The sequence below is a fragment of the Kitasatospora sp. NPDC043950 genome, from assembly GCF_056435345.1.
The window spans coordinates 41,954-57,109 of sequence record NZ_JBWKER010000039.1; the positions used below are offsets into that span (position 1 = coordinate 41,954).

Below are 15,156 nucleotides of genomic sequence, written 5' to 3' on the forward strand. Positions count from 1 at the left end.
GCTCCCGGTGCGGCTACCGCGGCAGCCGGTCGGCGGGCGTGGCCTTGCTCGCCCGCATGAGCGGGCCCCACGCGTCGATCAGCAGCGCGAAGTCCTCGATGTCCGCCTGCGCTTCGTCGAGCAGACGCGCCCGCTGGGGCGCCAGGTGGTCGGCGAACTCGGCGTACTTCCCGCCGAGTCGCCGGTAGCAGTGGTCCAGCGCGTCGAGCCGTCGGTGGTTCTCCGCGCGGTCCGTCGCGGCGCTGCGGCGGGCGGAGTCGGCGATGACGTCGGCGCGGATGTGGTTCGCCTCGTCGAGGAGGGCCCCGCCGGCCGCCTCCATCTCGGAGTAGACCGGGTACAGGTAGAGCATGGAGAGCAGGAACTTGGCGTAGCGCAGCTGGTAGGCGGTGAAGCCCGCGCCGGTACGCCGTTCCGGGGTGTAGTAGTTGACGATGTGCCGGTTGTGGACGACGCCGGGCAGGGTGGCGTCGCGGACGAGGTGCAGCAGGAAGTAGTCGCTGCCGATGGTGGCGGTGGCGGGCGGCAACGGGACGCGGTCGTAGACCTCGTGGTCGAGGGCGACGTTGCACATGTCGATCCGCCAGATGTCGGGCAGGTCGAGCACGGCGCGGTCGTGGCGGAACGGGTCGGTGCCGCCGCCGGTGAAGGAGTCGGCGACGAGTTCGCGGCGTTCCTGCTCGCTCGCGCCGGTGGGCGCCCAGAGCGCGACGACCTGGTGGTAGGCGTCCGGGTCGAGTTCGCGGATCTCGCCGATGTCGACGGAGAGTTCACCGACGAAGGAGCCGCCGACCAGGGCGACGGGCTTGTCGGTGTGCACCGGGTCGAGGGTGACCTCGGTGACGGCGGCGGCCGCGTCGGCCGCCTTGAGGCCGAGCGTGGCGAGCTCGTGCTCGATCGGGAACACCGGTTCGCCGTCGAGCAGTTGGTACGCGCTGTCGGAGTCGCGGCGGTGCACGGAGGCGCAGCCGAGCGCGCCGGCGAGCAGGAACGCCCGGTTGGTGCAGGCGCCGTAGGAGACGGCGTCGGGGATCATCAGGTCGAGCAGCTGGTCGCCGAGCGGCCCGTCCGGGCCGGCGGCGCCGGAGCGCTCGATCACGTCGCGCAGGAAGCCGCGTTGGGCGGCCTCGTCGAGGTGGTGGACGACCACCTCCCCGGCCCCGAACGCGGTGCCGGAAGCGGCACCGGACCCGACGGCGGGCAGCGCGGCGACGGCCTCGGCGTGCCGCCGGTAGGTGGCCGGGTCGGCGGAGTCCAGGATCAGCAGGTGCACCCGGACGCCGAACCGCCGTGCGGCGTAGGCGGCTTCGGCGCCGATCGCGGCGATGGTGGCCGCGCACTCGCGGTTGGTGGGCAGGGTCAGGCAGACGGCGCGCATGCCGGCTCCCCCGCGGACTCGGCGGGCTGCTGCGGGGCGGGCCGGTCGCCCGTGGAATCCGGGTCGTGCCAGGAGCGCAGTCCGAGCAGCCGCTCACCGAGTTCGGTGAGTTCGGCGGGCCCGTAGCGCAGCGACTCATGGCGGGTCGCGTCGCCGACCAGGGTGCGGTTCCAGTCCGGGGTGGCGAGGGTGCGCCAGGATTCCACCCGGGAGCGGCGCATCTGCGCGGCCTCCTCCAGCGCGGGCATCATCGACAGGTACTGCACGGCGCGGACGCCGTTCTCGGAGGTGTTGCGGGCGACGCCGTGGGCGAGCAGGCCGTTCCAGATCAGCAGGTCACCGGCCTTCAACTCGGGCCGCACCACCGGGAACTCGGTGCGGTCGACGTCCGGGCGGATCGGGTCGCGGTCGGCGGCCTGGGCGGCCTGCCACTCGTTGAAGCGGCGGAACAGCTCCGGGTCGCACTGGAAGCCGCCGTGGTCGGGCCGGGTGTCGTCGAGCGCGATGATGCCCTGGACGCGCTGGGGCAGCATGCCCTGGGTGGTGTCGACGTCCCAGTGCAGTTCGATGTCGAAGCCCCGGTCGGTGGGCTCGATCAGCGCGCGGTCGCGGTTGCGGATGTTCGGTGGGTTGAGGTTGAGCCGGTCGAGGGTGACCCAGAGCTCCTCGCAGTCCCAGACGTCGACGAAGGCGTCGTAGACCCGCCGGGCCTGTCTGCTGTCCCAGATCAGCTGGTGGTGGTAGGCCTCGACGAAGCCGTAGATGTGCAGTTCCCGGTCGAGTTCGTCGCGGTAGTCGCGTTCGCGGTACCAGTCCTCGGGGCGGTCGGGCGAGAGGCCCTGGAAGTCCCAGGCGAAGTCGAGCAGGCGCCGTGCGGCCTCGGCCGGGATGGCCTCCTTGACCACGATGTAGCCGTAGGTCTGCCAGAACGCGAAGTCCTCCTCGGAGAGCACCCGCAGTGGGCGCTCCTTGCGGACCTCGCGCAGCGCCGTGCGCGCGAGGTAGCTCTCCCCGTCCTCGCTGAAGTAGGGGCGCGCCGAGGCGGCTCGGTGCAGATATCCGTCAGGGCTCGGCATGGGCAGTCACTCCATGGTTCGTAGTCGACGCAGCGCTTCCTGGACGCACAGTGCGGGCACGGCGAGCCGACGGCCCGTCACCGGCCGTGCGTGGAATTCAGCCCGTGGACCGCATGCCGTCCGCATACGCTCCGCCTCGCCCGGGCCCCGACCGTGCAAGGTTCCGCCACGTCAGGGGGCCAACTCGTCCGTCCGGCACGGCCTCTCACCCTGCCTCAGCCCCGGCCGAACCGCGCCCCTCATACGTTGGACTAGACCAACTAATGGTGTCAACCCTCGACGGCTGGTTACCAATAGGGAAATCCGCGCAGTTCAGATGACCCCTCGGGGTTCGCTTTATGTTTCGGAGAGTGACATAAGCCGGAGTATGTTTCGGGAATTGACATACCCGGACGTGAACCGAAACGAGTTCCCCAGCGTTGCGCCCCGTCCTTCGCGCCGTACGTTGGGCCTATGGCACACCGCCCCGCCGCCACCCGGCTCACCCCGCCCGGCTGGCTGACCGCGAGCCTGCGCCCCAAGGCCGCGCCGGTCCCCTGGGCCGCCGCCGCCCGGGCCTCGGTGGCGCTGGCCGCGCCGCTCGCGGTCGGCACGGCCACCGACCGGCCCGGGTACGGCGCGCTGGTGTCGATGGGTGCGCTGTCCGGGGTCATCGGGGACACCGCGGACGCCTACCGGATGCGGGTGTTCAACATCGCCGTGCCGCAGCTCTTCGGCGCCCTCGGGATCCTGCTCGGCACCCTGGTGTACGGTGCGGGCTGGACGGCCGTCGCCGTACTGACCACCGTCGCCCTGGTCTCCGGCATGATCTCCTCGATCGGCGCGGTCGCCTCGGTGTCCGGACTGCTCCTGCTGCTCAACGCGGTGGTCGGCGCCGGACTGCCGCTGCCCTCCCCCTGGTGGCTGCCGCCCGGACTGCTGCTGCTCGGCGGCCTGTTGGTGCTCGGCCTCACCCTGCTCGCCTGGCCGCTGCGCGGCGGCGCGCCGGAGCGCTTCGCCGTGGCCGGCACCTACCGGTCGGTCGCCGACTTCCTGGAGGCCGCCGGCACCCCCGGAGCCGACGACGCGCGGCAGGCGCTCACCCAGTCGCTGAACCAGTCCTACGATCTGCTGCTCGCCCGGCGGGCCCGCCGGCACGGCCGCTCCCCCACCCTGGTCCGGCTGCTCGCCCAGCTCAACGCTGCCATCCCGGTGGTGGAGGCCGCCTCGGCGGCACAGCTGCGCCCGCGCGAGTACGGTCCGCTGCCGCCCGCCTACCCGGCGGCGGTGCGCGAGCTGGCCGCGGCCGTCGAGCGGGGCCGCGTCGGGTCGACCCCGCCGCCCGGACTGCCCGATCCGGCCGGACCGTCCACCCGCGCCCTGGTCGCCGCGATCGGCCACGCCCGGGCCGTCGCGCACGAGCCCGCACCCGACCCGTACGCCGGCGACGACCCGCTCGGCCGGCCCGCCGCACTGCAGGTCCGCGCCCGCCGGGCCGCCCACGCGCTGCTGCTGTCCCGGGCGTCCTGGCGGTACGGGCTGCGGCTGGCGCTGTGCATCGGCCTCGCCCAGATCCTGGTGTCGGTGATCGCGGTGCCCCGCTCGTACTGGGTGTCGCTGACCGTCACCTTCGTGCTGAAGCCCGACTTCGGCTCGGTGTTCTCCCGGGCGGTGCTGCGCGCGCTCGGCACCGCCGCCGGGCTGCTGATCGCCATTCCGGTGCTGGCCGAGGTGCCGCACGGCTGGTGGGACGTGCCGGTGATGGCGGCGCTGGCAACCCTGATCCCGGTGCTGTCGGCGAAGGGGTACGCGTTCCAGACCGCGGCGATCACCCCGGTGATCCTGCTGCTCTCCGACCTGCTCAACCACCGGGGCTTCCACCTGGTGCTGCCCCGGCTGTACGACTCGCTGATCGGCTGCGGCATCGCGCTGCTGACCGGCTACCTGCTGTGGCCGGATTCCTGGCACACCCGGATCGGGGAGCGGCTGGCCGACGCCGTCGCGGACACCGCCGCGTACGTCTCGCTGGCCTTCACCACCGCGCCCGGGGCCGACCAGCCGGCCCGCGCCCGGTACCGGCGGCGGCTCTACCGGGACCTGTCCGCCGTGCGCAGCGAGTTCCAGCGGGCGCTCACCGAACCGCCACCGGTCGGGGCCCGGGCCGAGGCCTGGTGGCCGCTGGTGATCGCGGTCGAGCGGATCGTGGACACCACGACCGCCACCCGGGTCCGGGTCGAGCACGGCGCTCCGGCGCCGTCCCCGGCCGAGGTCGGCGCCGTCGTCCGGGAGCTGGGCGACCTGGCCGGGGCGCTGCGCGGCGGCGGGCCGCTGCCCGAGGCCGGGCCGGACGCCCTCCCGCCCGACTGCGCGCTGGGCCGGCTGCACCGCGAGGTGCAGGCGGCGCGGGCGGTGGTGCCCGTCTGAGGGCCGGGCCGGCCGGGGGCCGGGTCAGTCCTGGAGCGCCCGCCCTGGCGTCCGCCCCGCGAAGGCCCGGTCAGTCCTGGATCCGCCGCCAGGGCCGGTCCGCCTCCAGTTCGAAGGCCAGCTCCAGCAGCAGCCGCTCCTGCCCGTGCGCGGCCGAGATGTGCACACCGATCGGCAGGCCGCTCGGCGCGGCGCCGGTGGGCAGGGCGATGCCGGGGCCGCCGGTCACGTTGTTGACCGGGGTGAAGGCCACGTAGCGCTGGAGGCGCTCGATCAGCTCGTCGAAGGCCACGTTCGGGCTGAGGTGGCCGATCGGCGGGGCGGCGTGCGCGAGGACCGGCGAGAGGATCACGTCGTGGGTGCGGAAGAGGCCCGCGTACGCGGCTTCGGCGCCGCGCAGTCGGCGCAGCACGGCCGGGGTGTGCAGGAACTCCCGCTGGTAGAGCCTGCGCAGCCCGGTGGTCAGGCCGTCGAGCCGGTTGATCCGGAAGCTGCGGTCCAGCATCAGCCGGCCGCTGACCGCGATGGCGAAGGCGATGTAGCCCCAGTAGAGGACGAAGTCGCGGGAGAACTCCTCGCCGAACGGCAGGGTGGTCTCCTCGACGTGGTGGCCCAGTGCCTCCAGCCGGGCGGCGGTCTGCTCGACGGCGGTGCGGGTGGGTCCGTCGGTGGTGGCGAGCGGCGAGTCCACGACCAGTCCGATCCGCAGCCGGCGCTGCCCCGGGCCTTCGACCAGGCCGAGCAGGGGCAGCGCGGGGTTGCGGTGGTGGCGCTCGGCGGCGGCGTAGAAGGCGGCGGTGTCGCGGACGGAGCGGGTGAGCACGCCGTCGGTGACGAGGTCGATCGGCAGCTTGCCGCCCTGGGCGTTGGTGACCAGGCGGCCCCGGGTGGGCTTGAGTCCGACCAGTCCGCAGCAGGCGGCCGGTATCCGGATCGATCCGCCGCCGTCGTTGGCGTGCGCGATCGGCACCACTCCGGCGGCGACCAGCGCCGCCGAGCCGCCGGAGGAGGCGCCGGCCGAGTGCGAGGGCTTCCACGGGTTGCGCACCGGCTGGGCGGTGGCGAACTCGGTGGAGGCGTTGAGGCCGAACTCGGGCAGCCGGGTCTTGCCGAGGACGGCCAGGCCGGTGGCGAGGAACTGGTCGGTGAAGCGGGAGTTGCGCCGGGCCGGGCGGGCCTGGAAGGCCTCGCTGCCCATGCCGGTCGGCAGGCCGCGCAGGTCGACGTTGTCCTTGAGGAAGGTGGGGACGCCGTACAGCGGGCCGTCGGTGCCGTCCGGGCCGAGCCGGGGCCGGTCGTAGGACGGGTGGGCGACGGGGGTGAGCGTCCGGTCGACCCGGGCGGCGCGGGCGGCGGCGGCCGCGGCCAGTTCGGCGGGGGCCACCTCGCCGGCGCGGACGAGGGCGGCCAGGGCCACGGCGTCGTGCGCGCCGAGGGCGTCGTCGGTGAACCCGTGGGCCCGCTCGTCGGTCATCCGAACTCCCCAATCCCTACTGACCGGTAGTCGCGCAAGAGTTCGCAGTGTAGGCGCGGGGCCGCGCCGAGGGATACCCCACCCCCGGCTCCCGCCGCCGAACCCTGACGGCGCACGGGCGTTCGGCATGCGCCCCCGTGTTCACCCCACCCGCCGGTCGGAGATCGTTTCGCCGACGGCCCCGGGGAAAGGCCGGATCACGAACCGATCCGGTCCACCCCCCACCCCAAGGTGACGCCCGTGCCCACCCAGTACACCTCGGCCACCGCCCCCGGCGCCCTCCCCCTGCTCGGCCACGCCCCCGCCTTCGTCCGCCGGCCACTGGAGTTCGTCGCCGGCCTGCCCGCCCACGGCGACCTCGTCCGGCTGCGGCTCGGCCCGCTGGACGCGTACGTCGCCTGCCACCCCGAGCTGGTCCGCCAACTGCTCACCGAGGACCGCACCTACGACAAGGGCGGGCTCGTCCTCGACAAGGCCCGCGAGGTCTTCGGCGACGGCCTGGCCACCTGCCCGGCCGCGGCGCACCGGCGCCAACGCCGCATGCTGCAACCCGCGTTCCACCGCGACCGACTGCCCGGCTACGCCGCGATGATGGCCGAGGAGATCGCCGGCACCACCGCCTCCTGGAGCGACGGCGACGTGGTCGACGTCCCCGCCGCGATGTACCGCCTCACCACTGCGGTGACCGCCCGCTGCCTGTTCGCCGCCCACGAGCGGGCCGGCGCGCTGCCCGTCCACGACAGCATGGACGTCATCACCCGCGGCGTCGGCCGGCGCGTCATGATGCCGCTGCCCGGCGCCGACCGCATCCCCACCCCGGGCAACCGCCGCTTCCGCCGCGCCCGGCAGGACCTGAAGGAGGTCACCTGGCGGCTGATCGCCGACTACCGCGCCGCCGGCACCGACCACGACGACCTGCTGTCCATGCTGCTCAGCGCCCGCGACGAGGACGGGCGGGGGCTCACCGACGCCGAGATCCACGACCAGGTGGTCACCTTCCTGCTCGCCGGCATGGAGACCACCGCCGCCACCCTCTCCTGGGCCTGGACCCTGCTCGCCGCCCACCCGGCCATCCGCGACCGCCTGCACGCCGAGCTGGACACCGTGCTCGACGGCCGCCCCGCCCGCCACGAGGACCTGCCCGCCCTGCCGCTCACCGCCCGGGTGGTCACCGAGACGCTGCGGCTCTACCCGCCGGTGTGGATCCTCAGCCGCGTCGTCGCCGCCGACGCCGAACTCGGCGGCCACCGCGTCCCGGCCGGCGCGACCATCCTGTTCAGCCCGTACCTGCTGCACCGCCGCGCCGACGTCTTCGCCTGCCCCGCCCGCTTCGACCCCGACCGCTGGCTCACCAACACCCGCCCCTCCCCCGGCACCTACGCCCCCTTCGGCCTCGGCCCCCGCCGCTGCATCGGCGACGTGTTCGGCACCACCGAGGCCGCCCTCGCCATCGCCACCATCGCGGCCCGCTGGACCGTCACCCCCACCCCCGGCCGCCCGGTCCGCCCGACCCGCAGCTCCTCGCTGTCCCCCCGCCCCTTCACGGCCACCCTCGCCCGCCGGCCGTGGTGACCGGGGCTCCCGCCCCGCGCGGGCGGCGGACGGGAGCCTTTCCTGACGATGCGTCACATGGTGCGCGGCGGGCGGGGGACGCCCTGCCAGCGGTAGAGCATGGAGTCCCACGTGTAGGTGTAGGCGAAGGTGACGTCGAAGCTGGTGGTCCGCTCCAGGTGCGGCTGCCCGGGGGTCTCCGGGTCGAGCCAGGTGGTCGCGCCGTAGACGGACGCCCGCGGGTACACGCAGATCGTCCAGCGGAACCAGCCCGAGGAGAGCTGGACGTCCTGGGACGGCACGTTGCCGCCCGGCGTGCCGAAGCTCCAGGCGTACGTGCCGGCGTCCAGGAACAGCCGCCGCTCGACGCATTGCTGCGCCGGCGTCACCGGGGCCGGCAGCGGCACCAACTGCCCGTAGCCCTGGAGGAATTCACGTTCGGTCGCGGCGGATGCCGTACCGGCCGTCGGCCCGGCCACCAGGGCGAGCAGGACGGCCGTCAGGGCCGGGATCCAGGAGAGTCTGCGCAGCATGCGTTCCTCCGGCCGGACGGCGGTCCGGCGAGCGTGGACGGAAGTGGTCTACGCCAATTTTGCCGGGCCGGGTGCGGCCGTTCCCATCCCAGACCTCTGGGGTGGCCGCCGGGTCAGTCTTCGCTGCGCCGGTCGGCCGCCAGGGTGGTGAGCAGCCGCTCGATGGCCTCCAACCGTCGGTGCAGGTCCTCGACGTCGCCGCGGGTGGCGCTCTGCTCGGCGGGCTTGAGGCTGATCACCAGCTGGCCGTCGGGCTCCAGCCGCCCGACCGCGACGTCGCGGATGGTGTCGCCGTTCTGGACGCGGACGGCGTGCTCGATCTCGGACGCGCGCAGCGCCAGCCCGCGCAGCGCGCCCGGGACGAGCTTGCCGTCGCGCACCACGGTGGTCGGGGTGCCCTCCAACAGCCGGGCGGCACGCGGGTCGTGGGCCAGCCAGCGGGTGACGGCGGCGTTCACCGCGATCAGGGTGACCGCGCCGATGGCGCCGCCGAGCAGGCTGTTGTCATTGCCGATGATCGCGTTCTGCACCACGTTGGACAGCAGGAAGATGACCACCATGTCGAAGGTGTTCAGGCCCGCCAGCCCGCGCTTTCCCGCGATCCGGAACAGGATCAGGATCAGGGCGTAGACCGCGATCGTGCGGAGGATCTTCTCCACGATCGGAATCTGGACGATCACCAGGTCGTGCCACATGGCCCCGCTCCTTCAACCCCTCGGCCGGACGGGGCGGGCAGCGCCCGGGCCCGACGGTACGCGCCCCGCCGGGCCCCGGCCAGCACCCGGACGAACCCGGGCTTCCGACTAGGAGCGGCGCTTCGGCTTGCCGCGCTTGGCGGCGGCCGCACCCCGGCCGCCCGCCGCGGGCTTCGGCCGGCCCTTCTGCTGGCCGCCCTTGTGCTGACCCGCCTTCTGCTGGCCGGACTTCTGCGGCTGGGACTTGCGCGGCGCCGCGGCCTTCTGGGGCTCGGCCGCCGGCTGGGCGCCGCGCCCGCGCGAGCTGTTGACCGTGCGGCCCCGGACGATGCCGATGAACTCCTCGACCAGGTCCGTCGTGCGCTCCTCCAGCCAGGCGAGCGCCACCTGGGACTGCGGCGCCTCGGCGACCGGCCGGAAGGTGAGGTCCTTGCGGTGGTGCAGCCGGGCCAGCGACTGCGGCACCAGCAGCACGCCGACGTTGGCCGCGACCAGCTCGACGGCGTCGGCGGTGCTCGCCGGGCGCTCGATCGCCGGGCGGCCGGGCAGCCCGCCCGGCCAGCCGAGGGTGTCGTCGAGCGGGTGGAACACCACCTCCTCCGCGAGGTCGCCGAGCGCGACCTCCTCGGCGGCCGCGAGCCAGTGGTCCTTGGGGAAGACCACGACGGTGGTCTCGGCGTAGAGCGGGATCGCGCTGAGCACGTCCCGGTCGACGGGCAGCCGGACGAGCCCGGCGTCCGCGGTGCCCTCGCGCAGGGTCGCCTCGCCGTCCCCGGCCGGGACGGCGAGGAGGTCGAGCGGCACGTCCGGGAGCCGCTCGGACCACACCCGGACCCATTTGCCGGGGGTCACGCCCGGGACGTACGCGAGCCGGAAGGACGGGTTCACCTGCATGTCTGTCACAGGGCAAGGCTACCGACCGTGACCGGGAGCGCCCGCTCACTCCCTTACCCTTGTCACCATGACATCGCTCAAGCAGAAGACCAGCCAGACCATGAAGCCGGCCACCGCCGCCAAGAAGCTGGGGATCTACCTCGACGCGGCGCCGACCGGCTTCCAGGAGGGTGTGGTCTCCCGCGAGGAGCTCAACGCGCTTCAGGCCGACCCGCCGCAGTGGCTCCAGGAGCTGCGCCAGAACGGCCCGCACCCTCGCCCGGTGGTCGCCGCCAAGCTCGGCGTCTCCATCGCCGGCCTGGCCCGCGGCGGCGTGACCGAGGCGCTCACCACCGAGCAGATCGAGGCCGTCAAGGCCGAGAACCCGCTCTGGCTGCAGCACGAGCGCGCCAACCAGGTGGACGTCCGCAAGGAGGCCGCCCGGATCAAGGAGAAGCAGGAGAAGGACGCCGCGGCGCTTGCCGTCAAGGCCACCAAGGCCGCCAAGGCCGGCTGACCCGCGCGCTCCGGCCGCCGGCCGGGCCCGATTGTCAGACCCCTGCGCAAGGCTGGTGCCGACGTCCGTTCCACGGGCGTCGGCACAGTCGTCGGCGGACATGCGGACAGGGAGCTTGCGGATGGCACAGACAGCAGGGGCAACAGGGGCGGCGGGAGTGCTGGACGGTCGGATCGCCCTGGTCGCGGGGGCGACCCGAGGAGCCGGGCGGGGCATCGCGGTGGAGCTGGGCGCCGCCGGGGCGACGGTGTACGTGACCGGGCGCAGCACCCGCGAGAAGCGCTCGGAGTACGACCGGCCGGAGACCATCGAGGACACCGCGGACCTGGTCACCGCGGCCGGCGGCCGGGGCATCGCGGTGCCGACCGACCACCTGGTCCCGTCCCAGGTGGCCGCCCTGGTGCAGCGGATCGACGCCGAGCAGGGCCGGCTGGACGTCCTGGTGAACGACATCTGGGGCGGCGAGAACCTGTTCGGCTGGAACGTCCCGGTCTGGGAGCACGACCTGGACGACGGCCTGCGGCTGCTCCGCCTCGCGGTGGAGACGCACGCCGTCACCAGCCACCACGCCCTCCCGCTGCTGCTGCGCCGCCCGGGCGGCCTGGTCGTCGAGATGACCGACGGCACCGCCGAGTACAACCGCGACACCTACCGCAACTCGTTCTTCTACGACCTCGCCAAGGCCTCCGTGCTGCGGATGGCCTTCGCTCTCGGCCACGAGCTGGGTCCGCGCGGCGCCACCGCCCTGGCGCTCACGCCCGGCTGGATGCGCTCGGAGATCATGCTGGGCCACTTCGGCGTCACCGAGGAGAACTGGCGCGACGCCGTGGCCCGGGAGCCGCACTTCGGCATCTCCGAGAGCCCGTACTTCGTCGGCCGGGCGGTCGCCGCCCTCGCCGCCGACCCCGAGGTCTCCCGCTGGAACGGCGGGTCGGTGTCCAGCGGGCAGCTGGCCCTGGAGTACGGCTTCACCGACCGCGACGGCAGCCGGCCGGACTGCTGGCGCTACCTGGTCGAGGTGCAGGACGCGGGCAAGCCGGCCGCGCCGGAGGGCTACCGCTGACGGGGCGTCGGCGGCGGCGCCACCGGGCGCCGGGGAGAACCGCTTTCCCCGCGCCGCGTATTGACCGCGCCGCCGCCGACTCCGAATAATCGGCGCCACCGGGGCGCCCAGGCAACCCTCGTCACTCTGACCACACCGGACCGGGGAGCGCGCATGACCGACCAACCGCACCACGACCGACCCGCCGCGCTCACCGCCCCCACCGCACTCGCCGCCCTGGCCGAGGAGTACTTCGCCGCCGAGAACGCCCACGCCCCGTTCGACGCGACGCTGAGCGGGGTCGAGGGCTACGCCCACGAGGTGCCCGACCCGTCCCGCGCGTCCGCGCTGCGCCACCGGGACGCGCTGGCGGGCTTCGGGGCGCGACTGGCCGCGATCCCGGTGGACGCGCTGGCCGGCGAGGACCTGGTCACCCACCGCGTGCTCGGGCGGCTGATCGACAACGGCACCGGCCGGATCACCCACGGGCTGGGCGACTTCAGCATCTCGGCGACCATCACCGCACCGCAGAACGAGGCCTTCACCTCGCTCGCCATGACCTCCGTCGACCAGGAGGGCGCCGACGCGTACCTGGAGCGGCTGGCCGGCCTGCCGGGCTACTTCGACGCCGCCCTGCAGCTCCACCTGGACGCTGCGGCCGAGGGCCGCACGCCACTGCGCAGCGGCGTCGACGCCGCCCTCGACCAGCTCGACGCGTACCTGGTCACCGGCCCGGACGACGACCAGCTGCTGCGCGCGCTGCACGGCCGCCCGGAGTTCGACCGGGGCCAGGTGATCGTCCGCGACGGCGTGCGCCCGGCCGTGGCCCGCTACCGGGCCGGCCTGGCCCAGCGGCTGGCCGCGGACGCCCGGCCGGACGACCGGGCCGGGGTCTGTCACGTGCCCGGCGGCACCGAGGGCTACGCCGACGCCGTCACGCGCTACACCCGGCCCGGGCTCACCCCGGAGGAGGTCCACCGGATCGGCCTGGACACCCTGGCGCAGCTGCGCGCGGAGTTCGCCGAGCTGGGCGGCAAGGTGCTCGGCATCACCGGCCCCGACGCCGTGCTGGCCGCGCTGCGGGAGGACCGCGCGCTGCGCTTCGACAGCGCCGAGGAGATCATCACCCTGGTCGACGAGGCGCTGGAGCGCGCCCGCCGCGCCTCGGCCGACTACTTCCGGGCCTACCCGATCGCCGACTGCGTGACCCGGGAGATCGACCCGATCGAGGCGGAGACCGGGCCACTGGCCTACTACCAGCCGCCGGGCCCGGGCGGCCTGCCCGGCACCCACTGGATCAACACGCTGCGCCCGCAGACCAGGTTCAGGTACGAGTACGAGGCGATCGCCTTCCACGAGAGCGTGCCCGGGCACCACCTGCAGATCGCCGTCGCCCAGACGCTGCACCACCTGCCGGAGTTCCGGCGCCGGCCGAGCGGCCAGCTGACCGCCCACGTCGAGGGCTGGGGCCTGTACACCGAGCGGCTCGCGGACGAGATGGGGCTGTACAGCTCGGACCTCTCCCGCTTCGGCATGCTGTCGCTCGACGCGCTGCGGGCCGTGCGCCTGGTCGTGGACACCGGGCTGCACCACTACGGCTGGTCCCGGGAGCGGGCGATCGCCTTCATGCGGGACAACACGGCCACCACCGAGGCCAACGTCCGCAACGAGATCGACCGCTACCTCGCCTGGCCGGGCCAGGCGACCGCGTACCTGATCGGCCGCCGGGAGATCGTCCGGCACCGCGAGCGCGCGCAGGCGTCGCTGGGCGCCCGGTTCGACATCCGGGAGTTCCACCACCAGCTGATCGGGCACGGCAGCCTGCCGCTGGGAGTGCTGGACACGCTGGTCACGGACTGGATCGCGACGCAGTAGGGCCCGTCGACGCAGTGGGGCCCACCGCTGCGGGGCCGGGTTCAGCCCCGCAGCGGCACCGCGGTCAGAAGCCGACCACCCGGAGGGACGAGCCGTCGCCCTTGGGCCCGACCAGGTACACCTCGGCCACCTCGTAGCCGGTCAGGGTCACCGCACCGGCGAACTTCCGCTGGACGGCGTCGTAGCCGAGAACCCGGCCGTCTCGGCTGCCCAGGCGCACGGCCCAGGGACCGTACTGGTCAACGATTCCGCACGCCCTGAGCGGTCCTCCCGCGCCCGGACGTGCCGTCACCCCTTCGGCCCCTCCAGGCGGTAGTGTCCGCTGGCGCGGCAACCGGCAGGTCCGTCGGCCCGCCCCGCGCCCCACCGCCCCGATCTGGAGGAACCCGTGCCGGCTCCCGCCCGCGCCGCCCTGGCCATAGCCGTGGCCGCCCTGCTCGCCGCAGCCTCAGGCTGCTCGTCCGGCGGCGGCCACACTGCCCGGCCGGCCGGACACGGCCCGGCCTCTTCCGCCACCGACGCCCCGCCCGCAGCCGACGCCGCAGCCGCCGGAGCGCCGCCCGCCCCGGCGGCGATCGTCACCGGCGCCGGCCCGAAGAGCTCCTACGACGTCCAGCCGCAGCCCGCGCCGGGCAGCTGCACGTACCGCTACACCGCGGACAAGCAGCCGCTGCCCGACCCGAAGTGCACCCCGGGCGCGATCAGCCCGGCGGTCAACCAGGGCAACATCAACGACACCATCTGCAAGCCGGGCGGCTACACCTCGACGATCCGCCCGCCGGCGAACATCACCGGCAAGGAGAAGGCCGAGAACGCCAAGTCCTACGGCTACACCGGCCCGATGGGCGACGCCGAGTACGACCACCTGATCAGCCTGCAACTCGGCGGCGACCCCAACGACCCGCGCAACCTGTGGGTGCAGCCGCCCTCCCCCGGCCATGTCCCGGGCAAGGGCCCCAACAACCCCAAGGACTCGGTGGAGACGCACCTGCACACCGCGATCTGCAAGGGCCAGGCCACCCTCGCCGCCGCCCAGCAGGCCATCGCCACCGACTGGACCACAGCCGAGGCCAAGCTCGGCATCAAGTCCGGCGGCTCCCCCACCGCGGCCGCCGACACCGACGGGGACTGACCGCCCGCCCCTGGGGCCCGTCTCGGCGACGTCGGCGGGGGTGCCGGCACGGCCCACCAGGGTGTCCGCGACCTCCCCGGCGTGAACTCCTCACCCCAACCGGCGCCGACCCGTCCGTGCGTCAGTCCGTCTCGGCGACGTAGTAGGCGCGCATCAGCTCGGCCGACCAGGCGGGCTGACGGACCTCTCCGCGCGGGCCGAACTCGGCCAGGTAGGGCTTGATGTCGAGCACCGGCGTGCCGGCCACCGCGTCCAGCCCGGTCACGTGCAGGTCCAGGCCCTGCACCCGGACCAGTCGGCAGCGCGAGACGCCGAGCCGGTTGGGGCGGTTCTTGCCGCGCTGGGCGAAGATGCCGACCAGCGGCCAGTCCGGGTTGCCGCGCGGGCGCCGGGCACCGGTCTCCACCCTGTCGGCCGGCACCCGGTCGAAGTGGTACACGATCTCCAGGTGCGAGAAGTCCGCCAGCCCGTACAGCGCCTCCTCACCGAACTGCGCGCCGTCCACCCGGATCACCGCCCCGACGCTCCCCCAGCCGTCGTCCCGGACTTCCTCCCGACCGCCGACCACCCATGCCACCGGACGCGATGTCACCTCGTCCACGCCGTC

At 74.2% G+C, this 15,156-nt stretch carries 14 protein-coding genes; 6 read left to right on the plus strand and 8 right to left on the minus strand.

The genetic code is table 11. The features are described from left to right. Positions 1-13 precede the first annotated feature (13 nt). Both AC07BF_RS25075 and AC07BF_RS25080 read right to left on the minus strand, forming a co-directional pair. Positions 14-1,378 carry a DUF6271 family protein gene (locus tag AC07BF_RS25075; protein ID WP_363585786.1) on the minus strand — a complete coding sequence of 455 codons (1,365 nt, stop codon included), beginning with the start codon at positions 1,376-1,378 and terminating at the stop codon, positions 14-16. After that, complete coding sequence (locus AC07BF_RS25080; RefSeq protein WP_363585787.1) at positions 1,360-2,454, minus strand: phytanoyl-CoA dioxygenase family protein; 1,095 nt, start codon at positions 2,452-2,454, stop codon at positions 1,360-1,362. The genes AC07BF_RS25075 and AC07BF_RS25080 overlap by 19 nt, the downstream gene beginning before the upstream one ends. Positions 2,455-2,907: 453 nt before the next feature. On the opposite strand from AC07BF_RS25080, the gene AC07BF_RS25085 reads away from it, so the two are divergent. Further along, the gene (locus tag AC07BF_RS25085) at positions 2,908-4,857 is read left to right on the plus strand and encodes an FUSC family protein (RefSeq protein WP_363585788.1); all 1,950 of its coding nucleotides are present in this window, start codon (positions 2,908-2,910) and stop codon (positions 4,855-4,857) included. A 70-nt stretch (positions 4,858-4,927) separates the two neighbouring features. On the opposite strand, the gene AC07BF_RS25090 is transcribed toward AC07BF_RS25085, so the two are convergent. Continuing rightward, on the minus strand, positions 4,928-6,331 hold the full coding sequence (locus tag AC07BF_RS25090) for an amidase (RefSeq protein WP_363585789.1): 1,404 nt from the start codon (positions 6,329-6,331) through the stop codon (positions 4,928-4,930). 240 nt (positions 6,332-6,571) lie between these two features. Between AC07BF_RS25090 and AC07BF_RS25095 the strand changes: the two genes are divergently transcribed. After that, positions 6,572-7,903, plus strand: coding sequence for a cytochrome P450 (locus AC07BF_RS25095; protein WP_363585790.1), 1,332 nt, complete (start codon positions 6,572-6,574; stop codon positions 7,901-7,903). A 53-nt stretch (positions 7,904-7,956) separates the two neighbouring features. Here the strand turns inward: AC07BF_RS25095 and AC07BF_RS25100 are convergent, their stop codons facing one another. The 3 genes from AC07BF_RS25100 to AC07BF_RS25110 all read right to left on the minus strand — a co-directional run bounded on the left by AC07BF_RS25100 (position 7,957) and on the right by AC07BF_RS25110 (position 10,013). Then, entirely contained in the window at positions 7,957-8,415 is a 459-nt protein-coding gene (locus AC07BF_RS25100; protein WP_363585791.1) for a hypothetical protein, read from the minus strand. 113 nt (positions 8,416-8,528) lie between these two features. Next, on the minus strand, positions 8,529-9,110 hold the full coding sequence (locus AC07BF_RS25105; RefSeq protein WP_363585792.1) for a DUF421 domain-containing protein: 582 nt from the start codon (positions 9,108-9,110) through the stop codon (positions 8,529-8,531). Positions 9,111-9,218: 108 nt separating this feature from the next. Next, positions 9,219-10,013 carry a LysR family substrate-binding domain-containing protein gene (locus tag AC07BF_RS25110; protein WP_363585793.1) on the minus strand — a complete coding sequence of 265 codons (795 nt, stop codon included), beginning with the start codon at positions 10,011-10,013 and terminating at the stop codon, positions 9,219-9,221. Between the two features lie 58 nt (positions 10,014-10,071). Between AC07BF_RS25110 and AC07BF_RS25115 the strand changes: the two genes are divergently transcribed. From AC07BF_RS25115 to AC07BF_RS25125, 3 genes are all read left to right on the plus strand, one after another. Then, positions 10,072-10,500 carry a DUF5997 family protein gene (locus AC07BF_RS25115; protein ID WP_363585794.1) on the plus strand — a complete coding sequence of 143 codons (429 nt, stop codon included), beginning with the start codon at positions 10,072-10,074 and terminating at the stop codon, positions 10,498-10,500. A gap of 121 nt (positions 10,501-10,621) precedes the next feature. Then, positions 10,622-11,563, plus strand: a complete 942-nt coding sequence (locus AC07BF_RS25120) for an SDR family oxidoreductase (protein ID WP_363585795.1) — start codon at positions 10,622-10,624, stop codon at positions 11,561-11,563. A 153-nt stretch (positions 11,564-11,716) separates the two neighbouring features. Then, positions 11,717-13,417, plus strand: a complete 1,701-nt coding sequence (locus AC07BF_RS25125) for a DUF885 domain-containing protein (RefSeq protein ID WP_363585796.1) — start codon at positions 11,717-11,719, stop codon at positions 13,415-13,417. 64 nt (positions 13,418-13,481) lie between these two features. Here the strand turns inward: AC07BF_RS25125 and AC07BF_RS25130 are convergent, their stop codons facing one another. Then, the gene (locus tag AC07BF_RS25130) at positions 13,482-13,637 is read right to left on the minus strand and encodes a hypothetical protein (protein WP_363585797.1); all 156 of its coding nucleotides are present in this window, start codon (positions 13,635-13,637) and stop codon (positions 13,482-13,484) included. 168 nt (positions 13,638-13,805) lie between these two features. On the opposite strand from AC07BF_RS25130, the gene AC07BF_RS25135 reads away from it, so the two are divergent. Continuing rightward, positions 13,806-14,549 carry a hypothetical protein gene (locus AC07BF_RS25135; RefSeq protein WP_363585798.1) on the plus strand — a complete coding sequence of 248 codons (744 nt, stop codon included), beginning with the start codon at positions 13,806-13,808 and terminating at the stop codon, positions 14,547-14,549. A gap of 121 nt (positions 14,550-14,670) precedes the next feature. Here the strand turns inward: AC07BF_RS25135 and AC07BF_RS25140 are convergent, their stop codons facing one another. Next, complete coding sequence (locus AC07BF_RS25140; RefSeq protein ID WP_363585847.1) at positions 14,671-15,141, minus strand: SAM-dependent methyltransferase; 471 nt, start codon at positions 15,139-15,141, stop codon at positions 14,671-14,673. Between the last annotated feature and the right edge of the window lie 15 nt (positions 15,142-15,156).

Coding starts and splice junctions, on each gene's coding strand:
- AC07BF_RS25075 (WP_363585786.1), bottom strand. CDS start 1,378: ATGCGCGCCGTCTGCCTGACCCTGCCCACCAACCGCGAGTGCGCGGCC.
- AC07BF_RS25080 (WP_363585787.1), bottom strand. CDS start 2,454: ATGCCGAGCCCTGACGGATATCTGCACCGAGCCGCCTCGGCGCGCCCC.
- AC07BF_RS25085 (WP_363585788.1), top strand. CDS start 2,908: ATGGCACACCGCCCCGCCGCCACCCGGCTCACCCCGCCCGGCTGGCTG.
- AC07BF_RS25090 (WP_363585789.1), bottom strand. CDS start 6,331: ATGACCGACGAGCGGGCCCACGGGTTCACCGACGACGCCCTCGGCGCG.
- AC07BF_RS25100 (WP_363585791.1), bottom strand. CDS start 8,415: ATGCTGCGCAGACTCTCCTGGATCCCGGCCCTGACGGCCGTCCTGCTC.
- AC07BF_RS25105 (WP_363585792.1), bottom strand. CDS start 9,110: ATGTGGCACGACCTGGTGATCGTCCAGATTCCGATCGTGGAGAAGATC.
- AC07BF_RS25115 (WP_363585794.1), top strand. CDS start 10,072: ATGACATCGCTCAAGCAGAAGACCAGCCAGACCATGAAGCCGGCCACC.
- AC07BF_RS25120 (WP_363585795.1), top strand. CDS start 10,622: ATGGCACAGACAGCAGGGGCAACAGGGGCGGCGGGAGTGCTGGACGGT.
- AC07BF_RS25125 (WP_363585796.1), top strand. CDS start 11,717: ATGACCGACCAACCGCACCACGACCGACCCGCCGCGCTCACCGCCCCC.